Source organism: Bacillus sp. F2HM, assembly GCF_019266135.1.
Taxonomy (GTDB): Bacteria; Bacillota; Bacilli; order Bacillales; family Bacillaceae; genus Bacillus; species Bacillus safensis.
In genome coordinates this window covers 40402-62149 of record NZ_LRMO01000015.1, presented here as the reverse complement: position 1 = coordinate 62149, position 21748 = coordinate 40402, and the positions used below count along the sequence as shown (strand labels likewise).

General features: G+C 43.0%; 17 protein-coding genes. 1 reads left to right on the top strand and 16 read right to left on the bottom strand.

Translation table 11 applies throughout. The annotated features are described in order from the left end of the window. Window positions 1-276: 276 nt before the first annotated feature. The 14 genes from AWT60_RS10325 to AWT60_RS10260 all read right to left on the bottom strand — a co-directional run bounded on the left by AWT60_RS10325 (window position 277) and on the right by AWT60_RS10260 (window position 17099). Complete coding sequence (locus AWT60_RS10325) at window positions 277-927, bottom strand: response regulator (RefSeq protein ID WP_075622701.1); 651 nt, start codon at window positions 925-927, stop codon at window positions 277-279. Further along, on the bottom strand, window positions 924-2069 hold the full coding sequence (locus AWT60_RS10320; protein WP_076839153.1) for a GAF domain-containing sensor histidine kinase: 1146 nt from the start codon (window positions 2067-2069) through the stop codon (window positions 924-926). The genes AWT60_RS10325 and AWT60_RS10320 overlap by 4 nt, the downstream gene beginning before the upstream one ends. A 156-nt stretch (window positions 2070-2225) precedes the next feature. Next, a complete protein-coding gene (locus tag AWT60_RS10315) occupies window positions 2226-3971 on the bottom strand; it encodes a phospho-sugar mutase (RefSeq protein WP_076839155.1) in 1746 nt (581 codons plus the stop codon). A 194-nt stretch (window positions 3972-4165) separates the two neighbouring features. Beyond that, a complete protein-coding gene (glpD, locus tag AWT60_RS10310; protein WP_218677209.1) occupies window positions 4166-5827 on the bottom strand; it encodes a glycerol-3-phosphate dehydrogenase in 1662 nt (553 codons plus the stop codon). Between the two features lie 139 nt (window positions 5828-5966). Continuing rightward, window positions 5967-7463: a glycerol kinase GlpK gene (gene glpK, locus AWT60_RS10305; RefSeq protein ID WP_041109894.1), complete on the bottom strand. Its 1497-nt coding sequence runs from the start codon at window positions 7461-7463 to the stop codon at window positions 5967-5969. Between the two features lie 15 nt (window positions 7464-7478). Further along, window positions 7479-8294 carry an MIP/aquaporin family protein gene (locus tag AWT60_RS10300; RefSeq protein ID WP_024425303.1) on the bottom strand — a complete coding sequence of 272 codons (816 nt, stop codon included), beginning with the start codon at window positions 8292-8294 and terminating at the stop codon, window positions 7479-7481. A gap of 214 nt (window positions 8295-8508) precedes the next feature. Continuing rightward, entirely contained in the window at window positions 8509-9066 is a 558-nt protein-coding gene (locus AWT60_RS10295) for a glycerol-3-phosphate responsive antiterminator (RefSeq protein WP_024425304.1), read from the bottom strand. A 159-nt stretch (window positions 9067-9225) separates the two neighbouring features. Continuing rightward, on the bottom strand, window positions 9226-10566 hold the full coding sequence (locus tag AWT60_RS10290) for an aspartate aminotransferase family protein (RefSeq protein ID WP_041109892.1): 1341 nt from the start codon (window positions 10564-10566) through the stop codon (window positions 9226-9228). Between the two features lie 255 nt (window positions 10567-10821). After that, window positions 10822-12414, bottom strand: coding sequence for a PucR family transcriptional regulator (locus AWT60_RS10285; protein ID WP_218677208.1), 1593 nt, complete (start codon window positions 12412-12414; stop codon window positions 10822-10824). Between the two features lie 32 nt (window positions 12415-12446). After that, window positions 12447-13364 carry an AEC family transporter gene (locus AWT60_RS10280; protein ID WP_041089574.1) on the bottom strand — a complete coding sequence of 306 codons (918 nt, stop codon included), beginning with the start codon at window positions 13362-13364 and terminating at the stop codon, window positions 12447-12449. A gap of 85 nt (window positions 13365-13449) precedes the next feature. Then, window positions 13450-13866 carry a VOC family protein gene (locus AWT60_RS10275; protein WP_041109886.1) on the bottom strand — a complete coding sequence of 139 codons (417 nt, stop codon included), beginning with the start codon at window positions 13864-13866 and terminating at the stop codon, window positions 13450-13452. 356 nt (window positions 13867-14222) lie between these two features. Then, on the bottom strand, window positions 14223-15761 hold the full coding sequence (locus AWT60_RS10270; protein ID WP_012009394.1) for a bifunctional GNAT family N-acetyltransferase/carbon-nitrogen hydrolase family protein: 1539 nt from the start codon (window positions 15759-15761) through the stop codon (window positions 14223-14225). Window positions 15762-15776: 15 nt separating this feature from the next. After that, window positions 15777-16442 carry an HAD family hydrolase gene (locus tag AWT60_RS10265; protein ID WP_034282284.1) on the bottom strand — a complete coding sequence of 222 codons (666 nt, stop codon included), beginning with the start codon at window positions 16440-16442 and terminating at the stop codon, window positions 15777-15779. Between the two features lie 309 nt (window positions 16443-16751). Then, window positions 16752-17099 (bottom strand): DUF5365 family protein, encoded by a 348-nt coding sequence (locus tag AWT60_RS10260; RefSeq protein WP_041109882.1) that lies wholly within the window; start codon window positions 17097-17099, stop codon window positions 16752-16754. A 109-nt stretch (window positions 17100-17208) separates the two neighbouring features. Between AWT60_RS10260 and AWT60_RS10255 the strand changes: the two genes are divergently transcribed. After that, the gene (locus AWT60_RS10255; protein ID WP_041109880.1) at window positions 17209-18117 is read left to right on the top strand and encodes an RluA family pseudouridine synthase; all 909 of its coding nucleotides are present in this window, start codon (window positions 17209-17211) and stop codon (window positions 18115-18117) included. 37 nt (window positions 18118-18154) lie between these two features. Here the strand turns inward: AWT60_RS10255 and AWT60_RS10250 are convergent, their stop codons facing one another. Together AWT60_RS10250 and AWT60_RS10245 are read right to left on the bottom strand one after the other, a co-directional pair. Next, window positions 18155-18721 (bottom strand): class D sortase, encoded by a 567-nt coding sequence (locus AWT60_RS10250; protein WP_041109878.1) that lies wholly within the window; start codon window positions 18719-18721, stop codon window positions 18155-18157. Between the two features lie 46 nt (window positions 18722-18767). Continuing rightward, entirely contained in the window at window positions 18768-21671 is a 2904-nt protein-coding gene (locus AWT60_RS10245) for a 5'-nucleotidase C-terminal domain-containing protein (RefSeq protein ID WP_218677207.1), read from the bottom strand. Window positions 21672-21748 lie beyond the last annotated feature (77 nt).

Sequence of the window (21748 nt, the reverse complement as noted above, 5' to 3'; positions counted from 1 at the left end):
TGAAATAGACGGGAGCGTTAGAGATAATCCTAACGAAAATCACTTACTAATTCATATGCCTCCACCTGATCCCCTCCCATTTTACATTCACCTTTGATTGACCAGCTCATCACCTCCTTTAAAATAAAAAAAGACTTGATGAGCATACTCTCATCAAGTCTTTTTTGTTTTTCTATTAGAAACGTCAAATAACCAACATCTATGCTCTTTTTTATTCAATTCATTGAATTGAATATGCGCTTAAAAGTTTTAGCATAACGACTAAATTCTTTTCTGTCATAGCAGCTCTTTCGGCTGATTTTTTTGATAATCCACTGCATACAGAGCCGCTTGGGTTCGATCTGCCAGCTCTAATTTTGATAATACATGAGATACGTGCGTTTTGACAGTTTTTTCAGAAATAAACAGCGATGAGGCAATTTCTTTGTTGCTTTTGCCTTTTGCAATCTCAAATAAGACATCTCGCTCTCTATTGGTGAGCTCTTTCATCAATGCCCATTTCTGCTCTTTTGGCTCTGTCAGATGCTGCACGAGAAAGGTCGTGATATGACCATCTAACTGATAGGTGCCATTTTGAACTTCAATCATGGTCGAAAGCAGCTTTTCTGGTGCTACATCCTTTAATTGATAGGCTTTCGCCCCTGCTTGAATGGCGGGAATGACATAATCTTTATCCGCATAGCTTGTCAGGATCACAATGCGGGTGTCCGGCATTTCCAGCGTCATTTGTTTCGTTGCCTCAATGCCATTCATTACAGGCATAGACAAATCCATTAAGACAATGTCAGGCTGAGTTTCTCTGACAACCTCTAATGCCTCTTGTCCATTGGACGCCTCACCAACGATGTCCACATCAGGCTGTGTCTGTAAGAAAAACACAAGCCCTTTTCTCACAATATGATGATCATCTGCAATGACAACTCTCATGACGATCCCTTCCTTTCTTGTGAAAATGGCACTTTTACATGAATCGTAGTTCCTTTACCTAACTCTGAATGGAGACAAAATGTACCACCTGCTCTTCGGATGCGGTCAGACATCCCTTTCAGCCCAAGTGAAGGAAGGCTCATCTGCTCGTCATATTGAAAACCTTTTCCGTGATCAATAATTTTCATCTCCAACGTGTCTTTTGATTGTTCAAGCTTGACCTCGACTTCTTCTACTTCCGCATGTTTTTGACAGTTATTCAGCGCTTCTTGACATACCCGAAACAAAGTTTCATTGTGAGAATGATCCATTTCTATACAGCCTGATAAAGATAAAGTGCAGCGTAATCCTAAAAGCTGTGCATACTCTTCAATTGCTGTCGTAAACCCTTTTTCAAGGCCTCTTGGTCTCAGCTGCCAAATGAGTGACCGCATTTCAATCAGAGCGTCTTGTGACAAATGCTGAATAAAATCAATCATTTCCCCTAGATTCTGATCGCTTGTCATTTGCCGTGCAGCCTTAGCAGTCAGACTCACAGAGAACAACATTTGGTTGACAGAATCATGCAAGTCCTGTGCGAGCCGGTTTCTTTCTTCTAGAAGTGCGTGCTGCTGTTCATTTTGCACAAGCTTCATCCGCTGAATGGCGGTGCCAATTTGAAGTGCAATGCTTTCAAGCAAATTCAGCTCTTCTTGCGTAAACGTGACTTTTCCTTTTGCCGCCACATTTAATAAACCGAATGTACGCTTACACGCTTTTAACGGTACGGTCGCATGATGAGTAATTCCTTCTGTATCCCCGAGCTTTTCTTCAATCGCCGTTTCAATCCGTTTGCAATTAATAATATTGGTGGCTGATTGCAGTGAACCTTTTGTGTATCGATTGATGCAATAACAATCATTTTGACACATGAGCTGCTTTTGATGTTTTGCAAGTGCTTCAGGTAAGGAAACCTCTGCCATCAGTTCATATGACCCGTCTTTTTCTATAAAATAAATCCATGCTGAATGAAAGCCTGTGACATCCATCAGCATATGGAGCACTTCATGGAGCGTTTCTTTCATTTCCATGCCTTCATTAAGCTTTTCAGCAATTTCTTTTAACGTTTTTAATGTTTCAACCTTCTCTTGATATTCTCCCATACTGTTTACCCCCGGCATTTGCAGCCTTTACTTATCATTACGCTCATTATACCATGGGCCCCTTTGTCGCTCTTTCTCCAAAAGAATGATTTCTTCTCATCCTTTTGGCTGAGAAAAAAGCCATCATGTATTCATACACGATGGCCTTGTCTTTCGTTATTTCGCTGTTTCTTCCACAATATCATAAACGATTTTCATCACTTCTTCTGACAAATGCTTTAGCTTTTCTTCACTATCTGTTAAAGACGTACCTTTGACTGCAATATAAAATTTCACTTTAGGCTCAGTGCCGGAAGGTCTTAAGCAGAACCACGAACCATCCTCAAGGAAATATTTCAGCACATTTGATGCTGGCAGGTGAATGGTTTCCTCTTTCTTTTCAGCCACAAGTTGTCTTTGACTTGATTGGTAATCCTCAATCACTGTGATGCGCTGCCCTGCGATGGCATCTGGCGGATTTGTTCTAAAGGTATGAAGGATCGCTGAAATCTGCTCTGCTCCTTCTTTTCCTTTTAAGGTTAACGACTTTAACCCTTCCCGGTAAAATCCAAACTGCTTGAAAATATCGACAAGCGCATCGTACAAGGACTTGCCCTGCTTTTTATAGAAAGCAGCGACTTCAACGGCTAAAAGTGCCGCTTGCACCGCATCTTTATCTCGGGCAAAGTCACCGATTAAATAGCCATAGCTCTCTTCATAACCGAATTGAAACGTGTATTCTCCGCTCTTTTCAAACTGCTTAATTTTTTCTCCAATAAATTTAAAGCCTGTGAGTGTGTCTATCGTGTCGGCACCAAAAGCTGATGCTACAGCGCGCCCAAGCTCACTTGTAACAATGGTTTTCATCACAACGGGACGAGGCGGCAATTGACCCAGCTTTTGTTTTTCAGACAATAAATAATGGAGCAGCAGGGCGCCTGTTTGGTTGCCTGTTAAGACGGTAAATTCTCCTTCGTGATCTCTGACCGCAATGCCTAACCTGTCAGCATCTGGGTCTGTGGCAATGAGGATATCGGCATTTTGTTTTTCACCAAGCTTGATGGCGTACTCAAATGCTGCATGCTCCTCTGGATTCGGAGAGGTCACTGTTGAGAATTGTGGATCTGGTTTTTCCTGCTCAGGCACAACAGTGACATGCTGATAACCTAGAGCCTGAAGCCCGTTTCTGACAGGGTGATTGGCTGTCCCATGAAGCGGAGTAAACACAACTTTGACATCGACCTCATGTGCCAGCTCAGGGTGCACACTAATGGTTTTTAATTTTTCAATATAAGCATGGTCGATTTCTTCTCCGATTATTTTGATCAGCCCTTGCTGTTTCAACGTTTCTTCAGAATCAACTGAAATCGACAGTTCATTTTCAATTGCATCTACTTCTTGAATGACTTGATCTGCTTCAAATAGAGGCAGCTGCCCGCCATCTTCACCATACACTTTATAGCCATTATATTCTGGTGGATTATGACTTGCTGTCACGACGATTCCAGCAAATGCATGCAGCTCACGAACCGCAAAGGAGAGCTCTGGTGTCGGACGCAATTCATCAAATACGTACGTTTGAATGCCTTGTGAAGCAAGTGTTTTGGCTGCTTCCATCGCAAATTCAGGCGATTTATGGCGTGAATCATATGCAATGGCGACGCCTCTTTTTTTTGCATCCTCTCCATGTTTCGCAATATACGCAGCAAGACCTGCTGATGCTTTACGAACAGTGTACACATTCATTCGGTTCGTGCCTGCACCAATCTCACCGCGCATTCCTCCAGTGCCGAACTCAAGGTTTTTGTAGAAACAGTCTTCAAGTGCTTGGTGGTCATCTTGATGCGTCTTTAGCCATTCCTTTAGTTCAGTATCCAGGTGCTTCTCATTGATCCATCGCTCATAATTCGTCTTCCAACTCATGGTCGTCCTCCCCAGCTCTTATCATCAATAAAATAACATCTACTGTTATTCTATATGGAATCATCCTTTATGTCATGCTATATCATTAGCAGTTGGAAAAAATGCTGCACAAATAAAAAAAGCCGATACATGATCGGCTTTCAGATTGTTGACAAAGGGCTAAAATGATCTTGCTTTAACCCTTTGTCTTCTTTTTATTCAGCATCAAGCGGTACGACTGCTTCATGGAATAGTTGATCTAATTCTGTTTGATGTTTCTGTTTTGCTGCTTCATCCCAGCCAAAACGCTCTGCCATGTAGTCAACAACAGGTTGTGCGTATTTTTTTGCCCAATTGATATTAAATAATAGGCTTCCTGTTCTTCTTAAGAAGAAATCGACAGGTGTTACAGCTAGTTCTTCTTCGATCGCATAGACAAGCTCTGCCAGCACATATGCTGGAATGTTTCGTTTGTCTGCTTCCCCTTGAAGCTGCTCTACTCGTTTGTAGACACTGCTGACGTTTGAACCATATTTTTCAGCTAGTTTTTGTGCAATCGGTTCTGTTAAACCAACAGATGCTCCTTCTGCTGTTTTCGCTTGAACAAAGGCTGCCATGTTTTTAGATCCGCCTACATGGCCGCCTGAGATTGGCATATGCTTTGTTTTACATGGTCCGTAATCTTTGCCCGTTTCCTGTTTCAGTCCATCACGTACTAGATCGACAATATGCTCAGCCATTTTACGGTAGCCTGTTAATTTACCGCCAGCAATGGTGATTAAGCCTGAAGATGATGTCCACACTTCATCCTTACGAGAAATTTCTGAAGGATCTTTGCCCTCTTCATGAATGAGCGGACGAAGACCGGCCCAGTTGGATTCTACATCTTTTTCTGTAATATTGAGATCAGGGAACATGTACTGAATCGCTTGGATGACATAGTCACGATCGGCCTTTGTCATACGCGGGTGCTCCAGCTGTTTTTTGTACACTGTATCTGTTGTTCCAACGTACGTTTTGCCTTCTCTTGGAATGGCAAAGACCATACGTTTATCAGGTGTATCAAAGTAAATCGCTTGTTTTAATGGGAAGACCGATTGGTCAAATACTAAGTGAATTCCTTTTGTATGCTGTAAGTGTTTTCCTTCTTTTGAGTGGTCCTTTTCTCTCAGCTGATCTACCCATGGACCTGTCGCATTGACGATCTTCTTCGCATACACATCGTATGTTTTCTGCGTCATGACATCTTCAATGACAACACCAACCACTTTGCCTTTATCATAAATAAATTCTTTTACTTTCGCATAGTTGACCGCTTCCGCTCCGAATTTCACAGCCTCTTTCATGACTTCGATTGTGAGGCGTGCATCATCTGTACGGTATTCAACATAGTAGCCGCCGCCTTTTAAGCCGTCCTTTTTGACAAGCGGTTCTTTTTCAAGTGTTTCTTTTGCACTTAGCATGCTTCTGCGTTCGCTATGCTTTACGCCAGCTAAAAAGTCATACACTCTAAGTCCAATAGAGGTTGAAAACTTACCAAATGTCCCGCCTTTATGCATCGGAAGAAGCATCCATTCTGGCGTTGTCACATGAGGACCATTTTCGTATACAATGGCACGCTCTTTACCGACCTCTGCGACCATTTTCACTTCAAATTGTTTTAAATAACGAAGTCCGCCGTGCACTAGTTTCGTTGAGCGGCTAGACGTACCTGCTGCGAAATCCTGCATTTCTGCAAGACCGACACGCATTCCGCGTGAAGCCGCGTCAAGTGCTGTACCAGCGCCTGTTATACCCCCACCAATGATAAACACATCATATGGTTTTTTTGTCATTTCCTGCAGCATTTGTTCTCTTTCTAAGCTAGAAAAAGTCATCTCTTGTTCCTCCCATGTTGTACGGTAAAGAAAAAGAGACCGCAAACACCCAAAGCGTATTTCTACACTTCGGTGCCTGCGGTCTCTCCAGTTCTCCAACCGTTCTATTAACTTACTTGAAGTATACCATACTTTTGGTTTATTTGAAAGCTTGAGCTGCTTTTACAGCCTTTTTCCACCCGCTGTATAACGAGTCGCGGCTGTCCTCTTCCATTTTAGGGTCAAAGCGCTTGTCAAGGTTCCATTGTTTTGCAATGTCTGAACGGTCGTTCCAGAAGCCAACTGCTATTCCCGCAAGATAGGCCGCACCGAGTGCCGTCGTTTCATTAATTTCTGGACGCTCTACTGGTACATCCAGCAAATCACTTTGGAAGCCCATTAAGAAATCATTCTTTACAGCTCCGCCATCCACACGCAACGTTTTTAATGAGATGTTTGAATCCTTTTCCATCGCATCTAAAACATCCTTCGTTTGATAAGCAAGTGATTCTAACGTTGCACGGACAAAGTGCTCTTTAGAAGTACCGCGTGTTAATCCGAATACAGCGCCTCTGACATCACTGTCCCAGTATGGTGTGCCTAGACCAACGAATGCTGGAACGACATATACGCCATCTGTTGACTCAACGCGCTTTGCATAGGCTTCGCTGTCTTTTGAGTCTTTAAACATTCTCAGTCCATCGCGCAGCCACTGAATCGCTGAACCAGCTACGAAAATACTTCCCTCTAAAGCATATTCAACTTTACCGTCAATGCCCCATGCAATTGTCGTTAATAAACCATGATCCGACTTAATTGCTTTTTCCCCTGTATTCATCAACATGAAACATCCTGTGCCATACGTGTTCTTCGCCATTCCTTCTTCAAAGCAAGCCTGACCGAATAGTGCAGACTGCTGGTCTCCCGCCGCCCCTGCAATCGGGATATTTCTGCCGAAGAAGTGATAGTCTGTTGTTTCACCATAGATATGTGAAGATGGTTTCACCTCAGGAAGCATAGAAGCAGGTACGCCAAGGATCTCAAGTAATTCTTCATCCCATTTCAGATCGTAAATGTTGAACATTAACGTTCTTGACGCGTTGGAGTAATCTGTGACGTGTGATTGACCGCCTGTCATCTTCCAAATGAGCCATGTATCAATTGTGCCAAACAGCAAGTCGCCATTTTCTGCTTTCTCACGAGCACCTTCTACATTGTCTAAAATCCATTTTACTTTTGTCCCTGAGAAATAAGCATCAATGAGAAGACCTGTTTTATTTCTAAACGTTTCATTGTGTCCTTGCGCTTTTAACTCTTCACAAATGCCAGACGTTTGTCTAGACTGCCAAACAATTGCATTATAAACGGGTGCGCCTGTATGTTTATCCCAAACAACAGCTGTCTCACGCTGGTTCGTAATTCCGATACCGGCGATTTGATCTGCTTCAATGCCTGATTCAATTAAAGCAGTTGAAATGACGGATAGAACAGAGCTCCAAATTTCATTTGCATTATGTTCTACCCAGCCTGGGTTCGGAAAATATTGATTAAATTCCTTCTGAGCTGTATGTGCAATTTTGCCTTCTTGATCAAATAAGATCGCTCTTGAGCTTGTTGTCCCTTGATCTAAAGCGAGAATATATTTTTCTTTTGCCATGGTGTTTTCCTCCCCTTACATACTTTCATTTACAGCATTTGTTTGATTTTTCGTAGAGACATAGAGTCCTAACAATACCACAACTAAAATAACGCTTACAATCCAAAAGGCTGGAGTGATGTTCGCTTTAAAGGCTGCATTGTAGAAAACACCGCCAAATGCGCCGCCTAAAATTGGACCAACGACTGGCACCCAAGCATACTTCCAATTCGATGGACCTTTACCTGGAATCGGCAGAATCGCATGTGCAATTCTCGGACCTAAATCACGTGCAGGATTGATTGCATAACCAGTTGTTCCGCCTAAAGAAAGACCAATTGCGACAATTAAGAATCCAACAATCAGCGGATTGATTCCGTCTGCGAATTTATTTGCACCAATCGCTAAGATTCCTAGAACCAATACAAATGTACCGATGACTTCACTAAGTACGTTTGCAAAAGTATGCGGAATCGCAGGACCAGTTGAGAATACACCCAGCTTTGCACCTGGATCGTCTGTTGCTTTCCAGTGCGGTAAGTAATGTAAAAAGACAATAATAGCTCCTATTAATGCGCCAAGCATTTGACCGGCAATATACATTGGTACATCAGCCCAAGGAAAACTTCCTTCAAGCGCAAGCCCAATTGTTAGTGCTGGATTCAAATGTGCTCCGCTGATTCCACCTGTTGCATAAGCTGCTATGGCTACTGCAAATCCCCATCCGAAAGCGATTACAATCCAGCCGGACTGATATGCGAGCGATTTCTTTAAATTGACTGCCGCACATACACCGCCTCCAAAAATAATGAGAAGCATTGTACCTACGACTTCACCCCAAAATGGTGTCATGAAAATTCCTCCTCTGGTTCAGTTGCCATCCCTATGAATGTGTAAAAAAAGATAAAGAAAAAAGATCCACAACAAACATACTTTACATCAGGGTCATTTGTCACCTAGTAAAGCGCTGTTGTGGATCTCCGTTTCTCCATCACATGATATTAACTTAGTGCTATAGTATCAGAGGATGAAAACGTTGTCAATCAATTTTCACATTTTATCTTTTTCACTTTTGAAACGCTTTCCAAAGGGCTGTATTCGATGTTGTCACAGCTGTAGCTCCCGCTTCAAGCGCTCTTTCCACATCTTCTTTTGTACGGATAAATCCGCCTGCAAATATTGGAATCCCAGCTCGCTCGCGCACTTCAGTAATTAAATCCGGCACAACCCCAGGCAATACTTCAATAAAATCTGGACGATGTTTTCCTACGAACTCCATGCTTTTTTCCATCGCACTTGTATCAAGTAAAAACATTCGCTGAATGGCATATACCTTCTTTTGCTTGGCTTTCACTATGACAGAAGACCTAGTAGAAATAATTCCTGCCGGCTTCATTTCCTGACAAATAAATTCCGTTCCATACTCATCATGTTTGATCCCATGAATGAGATCGACATGGACAAACATTTTTTTATGATGGGCATTCGCCTCATTCATGATGCCCTTTAGCCGGCCTAAATGCACATCAAGTAAGACCCCATATGTAAATGGACTTTTTAAAAATTCCTCAAATTGCTTCATATTGCGAACAGCAGGTAGAATGGGTTGATCATGAAAACTCATATGCCGTCTCCTTCTAAAGTGTATTGGTTCAGTCTTCTCCTAACAGTAATAGAATCTCTTCTATTTTTCAATACACCTAATGTATCCAATGCCGATTTTACCTAACAGCATCTTAATGTATGTGCTCTTCCCATAGAAAAAAGCAGAGAAATCTCTCTGCTATAACTGCGCCATACTTTCTTTTAGCGTGTTGATAATAAATGAGGCGTCTTCGTTTGTTATATTTAGCGGCGGTGCAAGCTGGGCAACGTTATTATAGCCGGCAACCGTATCACCATTTTTCCCAATGATCAGTCCGCGTTTTTTACATTCTGCAATCAATTGACCGACAACCTGTGGATCAGCCGGTTTTTTAGACTGTTGATCCTGAACAAGTTCAATACCAAACAGCAGGCCTTTCCCTCTGACATCACCGACAAATGGATGCTCTTTTAACTCTTGCAAACGTTCAAGCATGTCTTGCCCCAGCGTGTCAGACCGTTCTACTAATTTCTCGGTTTCCATGATCTCTAGGTTGGCAAGGGCAACCGCACAAGAAGCAGGGTGACCGCCAAATGTATTTACATGGCGCAGCCTGTCATACGTATCTTCCCCTGCGTAGGCTTCATAGATTTCTCGTTTCACGCACGTTGCAGAAAGAGGTAAATAGCCGCTTGTGATCCCTTTTGCCATTGTAATGATGTCCGGCTTTACATCTTCATGCATAAAACCAAACCGCTTCCCTGTCCGGCCAAAGCCGCAGATGACTTCATCCACAATGAGAAGCGCTCCATGAGCCTCACAGATGTCTTTGACCTTCTTCAAATACCCTTTTGGCGGCATTAAGATACCGCCGCCTGTAATAATCGGTTCCATAATGACCCCAGCAATGGTCTCACTTAGTTCCCACGTCATGGCTTGATCGATTGCCGCTGCACTTGCCAAAGTCTCTTGATCCTCAGGATGACGATACATATCAGGCGGTGCGACATGGATAAAGCCTTGACCTAATGGTTCATATTTATATTTACGCTGCGCCTGCCCCGTTGCAGCAAGAGCTGCTGCGGTATTACCGTGATACGACCGATACCTGGAGATGAACTTTGTTCTTGTGCTCTCTCCTTTTTGCGCATGATATTGTTTGGCGATCTTAAATGCGGCTTCATTGGCTTCAGAACCGCTGTTAGAAAAGAAGATGACATAGTCCCCGCCAAGCCATTCATTTAGCTTTTCAGCCAGCTGAATCGCTGGCACATGGCTTTGCGTCAGCGGATAGTAAGGCATTGTATTGAGCTGCTTATATGCCGCTTCTGCAAGCTCTTTTCTGCCATAACCGGCATTTACACACCAAAGACCTGACATCCCGTCTAAATAGCGATTCCCATGAATATCAGTCACCCATGCGCCTTCTGCCTTGTGAATGACCATGCTTTCATTTTCCTTGTTTGTCCCTTTCATATGATGCCAGATCAACTGATCATCTTTCGTCTGAAGATTTTGAGCCTGCTCATGTATTTTCATCTTCCCGACCCCCATGTATCCGTTTTCATCATTAAAGAAGCTTAAACCGGTTCAGCAGCACATTGCCCCTCTATTCATTATATGGCTGAAAAGGGAGGCATATGAAACTGAAACTAGGCCGCCCGTAAGAGAGAACCAACCATTACTTTCATTATAAAAAAGGGGCCGGGCCCATTACATTAGACAGATCGTCAACTGATTGAAAAGAACCGTAAGACACTCCACTCGGATGCTTAGCAAATCTAACATACCTCGTTAACGGTCATTTCCTTGCAGGAATTCATATGCAAGAATCGCAAATTCAAGCGCCTGTCGTTTCGGCGCCTGCATCATATCCTCGCCAAGCAATGCATGCAGTTTATCTAGTCTATGATAAAGGGTCTGCCTGACAATAAAGAGCTGGCTTGCAGTTTCCTTTTTAGAACCGTTTGTCTGTAAAAAGATATTCAGCGTTTGATAGAGTCTTCCGCTATTTTGCTTATCATATAAAAGCACAGGCTCCAAATACTCTTTCACCATACATTCAAGCAGTCCGCTTTCCTGCATGACAGGCATGAGACGGAGCATATGCAAATCTTGATAAAATGGGCTTTCCACCCGCTGGGGCATCACTTTCTTTAAATGCAGCATCTCTTTGGCTGCTTGAAAGCTTTTTCTCATATGCTGAAATTGCTCACAATATGGACCGATGCCAAAATTGATCACGGTTCCGCGTGGCTGCTCCCGATCATACAATTGTTTAATGTCGCTTGCAGCCTTCTCTGCACGCTCTTTCCAGTCCTCCTTTTTTCTCGTGTTCAATAAAATAAACAAGGTTTGTCCTTGATGCTCATATGGAATCAAGTGGAAACCCGCACGCTGAAAGATGGAGCGGCACGATACGAGAAAATAAAGATTTCCTGCGATTTCTTCGATTTGATGATGCTTTTGAAAGAGCATCACGACACAGCCGGTTGGCTTTTTCAATCCTTCTGTTTCTTCAAGATGCTCTAATATATCTCTTTCTGTATGCTCTTCTTGGAACCATTTTTGCAGCCATTCGTTCTCTTTTGTCTTCTTCAATTCTTCTGTATAAAGTTCTCTTAGCGTTTGCTGGGCAAGAGCATTTGCCCCTTTATCCATTACGAGCAGTTCGAATTCTGAGAGCGCGTTCGTTTGATGAATGAGCACAAGGTCTGCAAATGTCTGCTTGAGTGCAAGCACTTGTTTTTGGGTCACTTCGTATCCTTTTGGCAAGGAAGCAAACTGTAAATAATTCATGACCAGCTCTTCGGTTTGTTTGGAGGAATCACATAAAATAATTGGCTCCCCCTGAACAGGAATGAGTAAAAGAATGCCCCTTACGTGCTGATACACTTGATCCAAAATATCCATCTGCGGATGGGGAGTCAGTAAAAGCTCATTCAGCTTTGATGATAGTGCTTCTAGATCAGCCATCATTTGATACTGGCGTTCAATCATCATCGTATGGAGATGCTGTGTGATGTTGACGAATTTCACTTCTTTTGTAAACAAAATCAGCGGAAAATCTCTTTCTTCTGCATACACAATCAGTTCTTCCGGCACATCGAATCTGAGCGGAACAAATTCAATACACAAGCCTGCCGCACCAGAATCGATCAGCTGTTTTAAAAATGCTTGAAACACATCCAATTGATCATGGAAGCCTGCGGCTGTTGTTAGTATGAGCTCTCCCCCATTTAACAAATCTTCTACAGCAGGCACTTCTAACACATGAACCCATCTGACCTGCCGAAACAATCCCTTTTCTCCTGCTAACACTTTCGCATGGGCAAAATACTTTGTTTTCAACACATCACTCACTTGAAAATGAACATCTACATTCATTGATATGTCCCCCTTTATTTGCCGCCCATCCCCTATCCCAGAGGGTGCATAGATAAAATCCATAATAAAACAGGTAAAGTCACGATACTTAAAACGGTACTGAGAAATGTCGCGCTTGAGACAAACTCAGGCTTCGTTCGAAATTGTACTGCCATCAGCGTAGTATTTGCTGCTGTCGGCATAGCTGCAACTAAGATCATAATTTGTTTCACTAGATCATCTACCGGTAAAATGAGTGTAAAGCCAAATGCGATGAGTGGTGAGATAAACAGCTTCAGCAATACAGCATAAGATATATTGCGATAATCCACCTGCTTAAAAGAAATGACAGCAAGCTGCATACCTAAAATAAGCATAATCGTCGGTATGGCGGCATCTCCCACAAGCTGGACACCCGTCATCACCTCTTTAGGTAATGAAAGATCAATCAGCTGAAATAATAGACCGAGGAGTGCCCCATATGCAACCGGCATACGCAGCACTTTTTTCAGCACGACCTTTCCGTCCCCTGCATCCTCTCCGCCCTTTGCTGCATAATACATACCGATCGTACTCATGACAAGCTGCTGCAGCACCATTAAAACGATGGCAATATCTAAACCAGCTGCTCCGAAGACAAGCAGGACAACAGGCGTGCCGTAATTCCCATTGTTCATAAATGCTGACGACAGTATCATGGCACAATACATTTCCTTCGAATAACCATAGATACGAGATAAAATAAAGACACATAAAACAAGTGAAAGACAAAGTCCGACGACAAAAATAGATAGGTACACATAGTCCATCGACACTTTGTTTTGATAGAAGGTTTCAAACGCAAGAAATGGTGACATTAAATATAAAGACATTGATGAGAGTGTATGTATGTCAAAACCAATGGCCTTCTGCCCAATATACCCGATAAGAAAGATACCGAACACTGGCAGTAAGACAAGTAAAAACTCCATGCTGCACCTACTTTTCTCTAGAAGAATTTCTATTTTTTGCTTTCTCATTATCATACCACTGTTAAACAATAAAAAAGAAGCACCCTTATGAAAGGCCGCTTCTCTCCTCATCCAAATAGAACACTTCCCACAAATGACCATCAAGATCCTGAAAGCTCCAGCCATACATGAACCCATGATCCTGCTTTTCCTTAAACGGTGAGCCGCCTGCTGCCATCGCCTGCTCCACCAGCTCATCAACCTCTTTTCGTGAATCAACTCGCATAGAGACAATGACCTCTGATCCCTGCCTTGCATCCACCAATTGCTTCTCTGAAATGGTTTGAAAATGCTTATGGGTTAACAGCATGACCGTGATGGTGTCACCAATGACCAAACAAGCTGCCTGATCATTCGTCAGCTGCTCTTGAAACTCAAAACCCAGCTGCTCAAAAAAAGCCTTTGATTCCTTGACATGCTTTACCGGCAAATTGATATATAAATGTTTAGCTTGTCGTCCCATGTTCCTCTCCTTTTTGAACACATGATCTCCTTTCAGTATATTCAGATTTTGCTCCGGCATCCCTTTATCACATAAAAAAATAAGCTCTCCATCTTATGTAGGCAAAAAATGATGATGAATCTTGAACAGGTAGCAGCGCTCGTGCCTCTACTATGTCTCTTAAAAAATGTCAACAAAAAGAAGCGCCTTGTGACAGGCGCTTCTTTTCAGCGTGATAGAAAACCTTTGCAGTCTAGGAAGATCGAGCACCGGAGCGGAGCGAATGAAACATTCATGAGCACTGGAGCGCAGACCTGACACCGAATGCGAGGGTTTGTCTGCGCGCTGAAGCGCCTTGTGACAGGCGCTTCCTTTCATTATTTCTTATATTCAATATGGTACACGTCTCTTCTTCGGTCCTTGAGCTGACGTACCGTTCCATCTTGCCGCTGTCTTCTTAAAATTTCTAAATCGACATCGCCAACGACAACCATTTCTATATTCGGATTACACTCACCTACAATCCCATCTCTTGCAAATTCAAAGTCTGATGGGGCAAAGATCGCTGATTGTGCATATTGGACATCCATATTTTCGGTTTGCGGAAGGTTTCCGACTGTTCCTGAGATAACGGTATAAATCTGATTTTCAACCGCTCTAGCCTGTGCACAGTAACGCACTCTTAAATAGCCTTGGCGGTCTTCTGTACAAAACGGAGTAAAAATAATTTTCGCTCCTTTATCAGCTGCAATCCGAGCAAGCTCAGGAAATTCAATATCGTAGCAAATTTGGATCGCAATTTTACCGCAGTCTGTATCAAATACCCGAACTTGATCACCTGCTGAAATCCCCCACCATTTTCTTTCATTCGGTGTGATATGGAGCTTATATTGCTTTTCAATTGTTCCATCACGTCTAAATAAATAAGCGATATTGTAGATTTTCCCTTCCTCTTCAACGAAATGGGATCCGCCGATGATGTTAATGTTGTACTTCACAGAAAGGTCTGTGAACAAATTAATGTAATCCTCGGTATATTCTGTGATCCTTTGTACTGCAAGACTTGGGGAGCGCTCCTCTAAGTAAGACATGAGCTGCGTTGTAAAAATTTCTGGGAATACGGCAAAGTCAGCTGACGCATCTGATGCGACATCAACATAATACTCCACCTGATTCATGAATTCCTCGAAGGAATGAATTTGTTTCATCGCATATTGAATGACGCAAATACGAACTGGGAATGCCGATTTATAATATCTCTTCGATTGCGGACGATAATCGACGTTGTTCCATTCCATTAACGTCGCATATGTGCTCGATGCCTTATCATCCGGCAAGTAATTCGGATTGATCCGCATGAGGCTAAACTCATTTAACAGCTGAAAAGATAAAACAGGATCATAAATTTGGTGAAGCATGACCTGCTCCACATATTGACGAGGCGTCATTTCCTCTTGGTATTTATGATAATTCGGGATGCGTCCGCCAATGATGATGCTTTTTAAATTTAATCTTCTCGCTAAGTCTTTTCTTGCTTCATATAAACGATGGCCAATTTTCATGCGGCGGTACTCAGGACTAACCATCACTTCAATTCCGTACATATTCATCCCATCTGGATTATGGTTTGTGATGTACCCATCATCTGTGATGTCCTGCCAAGTATGACGGTCATCGTATTCATCAAAGTTAATTAATAAACTTGAACAAGAGCCAATGATTTCTCCCTCAAATTCAGCACAAAACTGACCTTCTGGGAAATGCTCAAGATGGCTTTCAAGGTGCTCTCGTTTCCAAGGGTCCATGCCCGGAAAGCATACCTCCTGCAAGGCGATGATTCGGTCAATATCTTCTTCTCGGATATTACGGATCACCATTCTTTTTTCAAACCGCGTTAAATCGAGTTTTTCTGCCATGATGTTTTTGCCCCCTTACTGATCCTCTTTTTCAAGCTGATGGAATAGCTGGAGCAATTCGATTTCAGCCATGGATTCTAATCTGACATCATATTCTTCAAACTGCAGCGTGCTCGTCACTTTGTTTGGGACGATGACGCATTTCATGCCTGCGCGTTTGGCAGCAATTGATCCATTCACTGAATCCTCAAATGCCACACAATCCTTTGGCTCTACACCTAAGCAGCTTGCGGTTTGCAAATAAAGCTCTGGATGAGGTTTGACTTCTTCCACATCATCTGACGTGCGGATACATTCAAAATAATCGAAAAGACCAATTTGCTTCAGGTGATCAGACACCCATTTATAGTCTGAGCTGGAAGCAAGTCCAATCTTGATCCCAAGCTCCTTCGCTGCCTGTAAATAAGCTTCTACGCCAGGTCGTGCTGATTCATCCTTCATTCTCTTTTGAAAACGAGAACGCCGGTCCGCTGTGAGTGCCTCATGATCGAGCGTCTTTCCTAGCTGCTTTTCTAAGTATTCAAAAGGCTTAAAGCCTGCCTGCGTCCCAATGACGTTGCCCCATACAGAAAGAGGCAGCTCCGACTCATGCTCTGCAAACATTTCTTGTAAAACTTCATATTCATGTGTTTCTGTATCTAAAATTAATCCGTCAAAATCAAATATAATCGCCTTTACCAACGAGGCCACTCCTTTTTTTACGAAAGTCTTTAATATGATACTCAATGCTATCATATCGTGAATAAAATTGACTTTCAAAGATGAATGTCTGCTAAAATCATTATGTATAAAAGGAGCCTGTACCATTTTGTCAGGCTCCTACCCGTGTTCGGTTTATTCTGCAAGAGGTCCAAGCGCTCCGATTCGTGGAGAAATAGGCAATGTTGAAAAAGAGCGGGTTTGGTATTACAGATCTTAAGGTTTCTCCGTTCCCTTAAAAATAGTATGTGCGGCAGCCTTGTAAGTTAACAAGGAAGTTCACACCAACTTTTACGCATTTTGAAGACGGCGGCTGGCAAAATCGTCTAAATCAAACGGAAAAGAAAAGCCGCATGCATTGACCTGATCACGATTTCGCTCGAATAGCTCACGATCACGCTTTGTAATATGGCGTTTAGGTTTTACAATAATGGTATGTAATAGCTGAAGTCCCGATAAAATACGAAAAGCATCGTCCATCGTTCCGTTATAAACCCCTTCAACAAAGGTCAGCGGGCGTTCTTGTTGACGCGCAGCTGGGTTTTCACCGACAGCATGGGATAGAAGATCTTCAACATCCTTTGATATTTCTTCAATTGCCTGCTCTTGCATGTCTGTCGCAGCTTTCATTATTCTCACGTGGCATCTACCTCTCTGTCGTTATTTCTCCATTCAGAATAGCACAGAAAAAAAGGCGTTCGCCAAGGTAAGTGTTTCCTATATATACCCAAAGAAAGGAACGGATATCATGAACATTAACGGACACACGCTCTCGCTAAAAGCAGGTGAGCACGATCATGACACTTCACTGAGTCAGTTTTTAAAAACAGCCGTGTCGGCCTCAAAACCGATTATCCATTTTTGGATGGAGCATCAAAAAATACGTTTAAATCAAAAGCCTGCCCATCACGCGGCAAAAGTCAGTACAGGCGATCACATCCTGATCGATTTATTTGAAACGGAAGAAAGTGATGTGACGCCAGAATATGGTGAATTAGAGGTGCTCTTTGAGGACGAGCACTTATTGATTGTACAAAAGCCCGCTGGACGACCAACGCATCCGAATGAAAAGGGACAAACAGGCACACTAGCAAACCTTGTGGCCTTTCATTTTCAAGCAAATGGCGAGGAAAAGCGAGTGAGACATATTCACAGACTCGATCAAGACACAAGCGGCACGGTCATTTTTGCCAAACACAGATTAGCTCATGCTGTGCTTGATCAAATGCTTTCTAAAAAAACGATCAGCCGAACCTACATCGCTATCGCAGAAGGACTTTTCAAGAAAAAGAAAGGAACTATCGAGGCAGCGATCGGCCGTGACAAGCATCATGCCGTCAGACGCAGAATCTCTCCTACTGGTCAAAGTGCTGTCACTCACTTTCAGGTTATGGACATCAATAAACGCCTGCAAATGACAGCTGTTAAGCTGCAACTTGAGACGGGAAGAACACATCAAATTCGTGTCCATCTTAGCAGTCTCGGGCATCCTTTAGCCGGGGATTCACTTTATGGCGGCGCTCGCGCTTATATCAACAGATGCGCTCTTCACGCCAAACAAGTAGACATGACACATCCTTTTACAGGTGAGCAACTGAGCATAGAAGCACCGCTTCCACTAGATATGGCTCAGCTCATGGACGAGATCATTCATTAAAAAAGAGCCTGCTTTTGATAAGCAGGCTCTTTCTTCATTAGCCAGATGCTCTTTTGGCATAAATAATGTACCGCTCTGGTGCATTGCCGACGAAATGAAATGGATAGCATGTCGTTAACAACAGCTCTTCCTTTTTATTCTGCAAAGTAATAATGGATGTATCATGCTGATCCACGATTTTCGTATGTGTGATTTTATAAACAAACTCACCATACGGCACAGTGATTTTCAGCTGATCGCCAATATTCAATTCACCTGTTCGACGAAATACCGTGTCACGATGGCCAGATAGGACGATTTGTCCCTTTTGATCAGGGTAATAACTGCCTTTGTAATGCCCGACTCCTTTGGCAAGATCATCCGCATCTGTCCCTTCGACAATGGGAAGGTCTGCTTTTAATTTCGGAATCGTCAGAATGCCAGAGGCTTTCCCCACTTCAGGAGAAAACTGCTTCTTTGATATCCTTTGATCGTCCGCTACCGCTTTCTTCGCGTCTTCTAATGATTGTGCTGTTTGAAGGTGCGTAGAGGCGATTTGCCAAATTCCCCAGCCTAGCAAGACAATTCCTGCTGTCATCACAGTAAGTGCAAGCCACTTTTTCATGCTTAAACTCCTTTACCTGTTACATTCCTCTTAGATGATACGCTCTTTAGCTTGCTGCTTTTTCTTCTTGTTTTGCTTTTTGAATGCGTCCCTCTTTTTGATACACAATGGAAGCTCCTTCAAAGCTCTTCACAAAAGCGACAGTGGCTTCTAAATCCTCTGGACCTGTTTCAGGATTTTTCCCCAGCCTTCCTATCGGTGCATACTTACTGCCAGTTGCAGTTGCCATAAAGTTATTCACCGTGAGTGTATATGTTTGATCGAGCGCAACGTCTGATCCATCTGGCAGCTTTAAGTCGACTACTTTATATGTTACCGGATCATAGGAATATGAAAAGCCCGAAATGCTATAATCTGGTCCAAATTGAGGAGAAATTTGCGCTTCAATGATCTCAGCCAAGTCTTTCCCTTTAATCTCAAGTTTAACTAAGACGTTGCCAAAAGGCTGAATATTAAACAGATCTCCCCACGTAATCGGCCCTTTTTCAAGGTTTTGCCTGATGCCGCCGCCATTCATCATGGCAAAATCACTTTTCATAGAATACCTCATACCATCAGCAATCAAATTACCGAGCGGCGTGTCTCCATCATTTGAATAGCCGCCTTCCATTTTGACACCAGCTTCTCCAACTACCTCACTAATAATCGGCTCAACTTCTTTCCCGTAATGAGCCAAGATGCCGGCTGCTTCCTTGTCCTTTTCAATACCAGACTGGTCTACATACTGGATAGTTGCACTCTTTTTGACAATATCCTTCGTTTTGCGGTCAAGTGTTGCATTGACCTCGCCAATGGCCTTCCCATATTCAAAGGCTTGAACAATTAATTTCCCATTGACCTCTCCGTTTACCACTTCGTGATTATGCCCCGCAAAGATGACATCAATTTCATCATCGCCTTCTTTGGCCAGCTTCGCACTTTCTCCAGTGATGGTATCTCCATTTTGAGAGGCCGTCATATGAGCTAAGATCGCAATGGCTTTGATCCCTTTTTGTTTTAATTCCTTCGCGGCTTCATTTACGGCTTTGACTTCATCTGTAAACTGAATGTCTTTAATCCCTTCTGGCATCACCATTCCTGCGGCTGACTTTGTCACAACACCGATAAATGCTACAGGAATTCCCTCGACATCCATGATTTCATAAGCAGGTAAAAGGGGTTTACCTGTATCCTTGTATTCACAGTTTGCACAAACAAGCGGAAAATTCTGTCCGTCATATCCCTTTGTGCCTTTAGGATGATCTCCGCCATTTATGATACGTAATAGCTCGTCCACCCCTTCATCAAATTCATGGTTGCCGACCGTGCCAACATCAAAGCCTATGTTCTCCATGAGTTCAACCGTTGGTTCATCCTGCAGAAGCGACGATATTGGAGAGCTGCCGCCAATCATATCTCCGGCGTGGACTGTGATCGTATTTTTGTGGGCTGCTTGTTTTTGTTTCATATAAGCCGCCACATAATCCATCCGTCCATACGTTCCTTTGTTGCCATCACCTTTTAGATCCAGCTCGTATTGTTGATCAATTTTTCCGTGTAAATCATTCATGCTTAAAATGGTTAATGGGACTTCCCCAGCTTTCTCTGCCGGCTGATAGCCAGCCCGTTCTGCTTCTTCTTTTGAAGCAAAAAAGATGCGTTTATCTACAGCGATTTCTTTCCAGCTGCCAGGCGATACGTACGTTTTCGCTGATGAATCACCAACGTAGCGTGTCAGTCCTTTTTTCTGTTCACGTGCCCTAAATTCAAACGGCTGTTCCAGCAGCGGGTCCGCTTCGTTCCATATGCCCAGCCCTTTTTGTTTTGCCTCTTTGACAGCTTTTTGGAACATCTGATAGTCCTTTTCATCTCCAACCGGCCAGATGAAATACGTAGGGGCATATCCTTTTTTCACAAGCTCTAAATTCGTATTGACCCCTTTTTTGGTTTTCACTTGAGCTAAAAGACGTCCATAGCCGTCCTTCGCTTCAGGACCAATCTTTAATGTGACTTTATCTCCGCTTGAAAGAAGCGTATTTAAATAGTCGGCCGCCTTCTGTCCAAAACGCAGCTGGTTTTGATCTAATTCATTTTTTGGCTTATGGTACGTTTCCGGCGTGTCCATATTCACAAAACGCACCTTTGTTGTACCAAGCACAGGCTTCTTTAAATGAATCGTATCTCCATCTACCACCCGGTCAACCGTTGCCTCGTATTCTTTCTTCATTTTTGGCGGCTTTGGCTGGCGTTTCAGCAGACTGACATCACCCTTGTGTCTTGGAAGCACCTGCAGCGTATCATATCTGCTTAACACTCCTGTAAACTCATACCATTTCCCTGTCTTTACTTCATCAATGGCACTTGTATCCACCATCACTCTAAGGATGGTGCTGTGATATTTTTTATCAATGATCACGACATTGTATCCTCCGCCAGCCGGCTGCTCTGGTTTTGATTCAACATAGCCTTTGACCTTCACAAGTTTTCCTTCATGTTTACGTGCCTGATCCGTTTCTAGTTGTTTCACGGAGACTCGCTTCGGCTTTGGCAAAGTTTGATTCACACCATCGATCTTCAGACGGTCTCGATCCGGCACAATTTCAATCAGTCCTTTATAAGACGTGATCTTCCCCGTTACTGTCACCTTCATGCCTGCTTTTAGTTCTGGGAAATTGTTGGGCTGTGCTGAATACATATTGATTCCAGCTGATTTGTCTTGAATGTACGTTGATAGTTTCCCATTGCCTATAGCCGATTGGTCTGCTGTCACAATTCCACTCACCGTCACCGTCTCTCCGATCAGCTGGCGGGCTTTCTTGATTTTCATTGACTTCTTTTGGTTCCAAACCGTTTCCTTCTTTTCAGACGCAATGGCTTGTTCTGCTGTGATCATGCCAGGCAGTAAGGATTGCAGACTAAAGATCACTAAAACCAGACAACAGATCATTCGAATGGATCGAACACGTTTCATTAGACCCTCCCCTTCCGAGCTTTATCTCTCATAGTGTACTAAGTAAATATTGATGGTAGATGGATTTCTTGTAAATC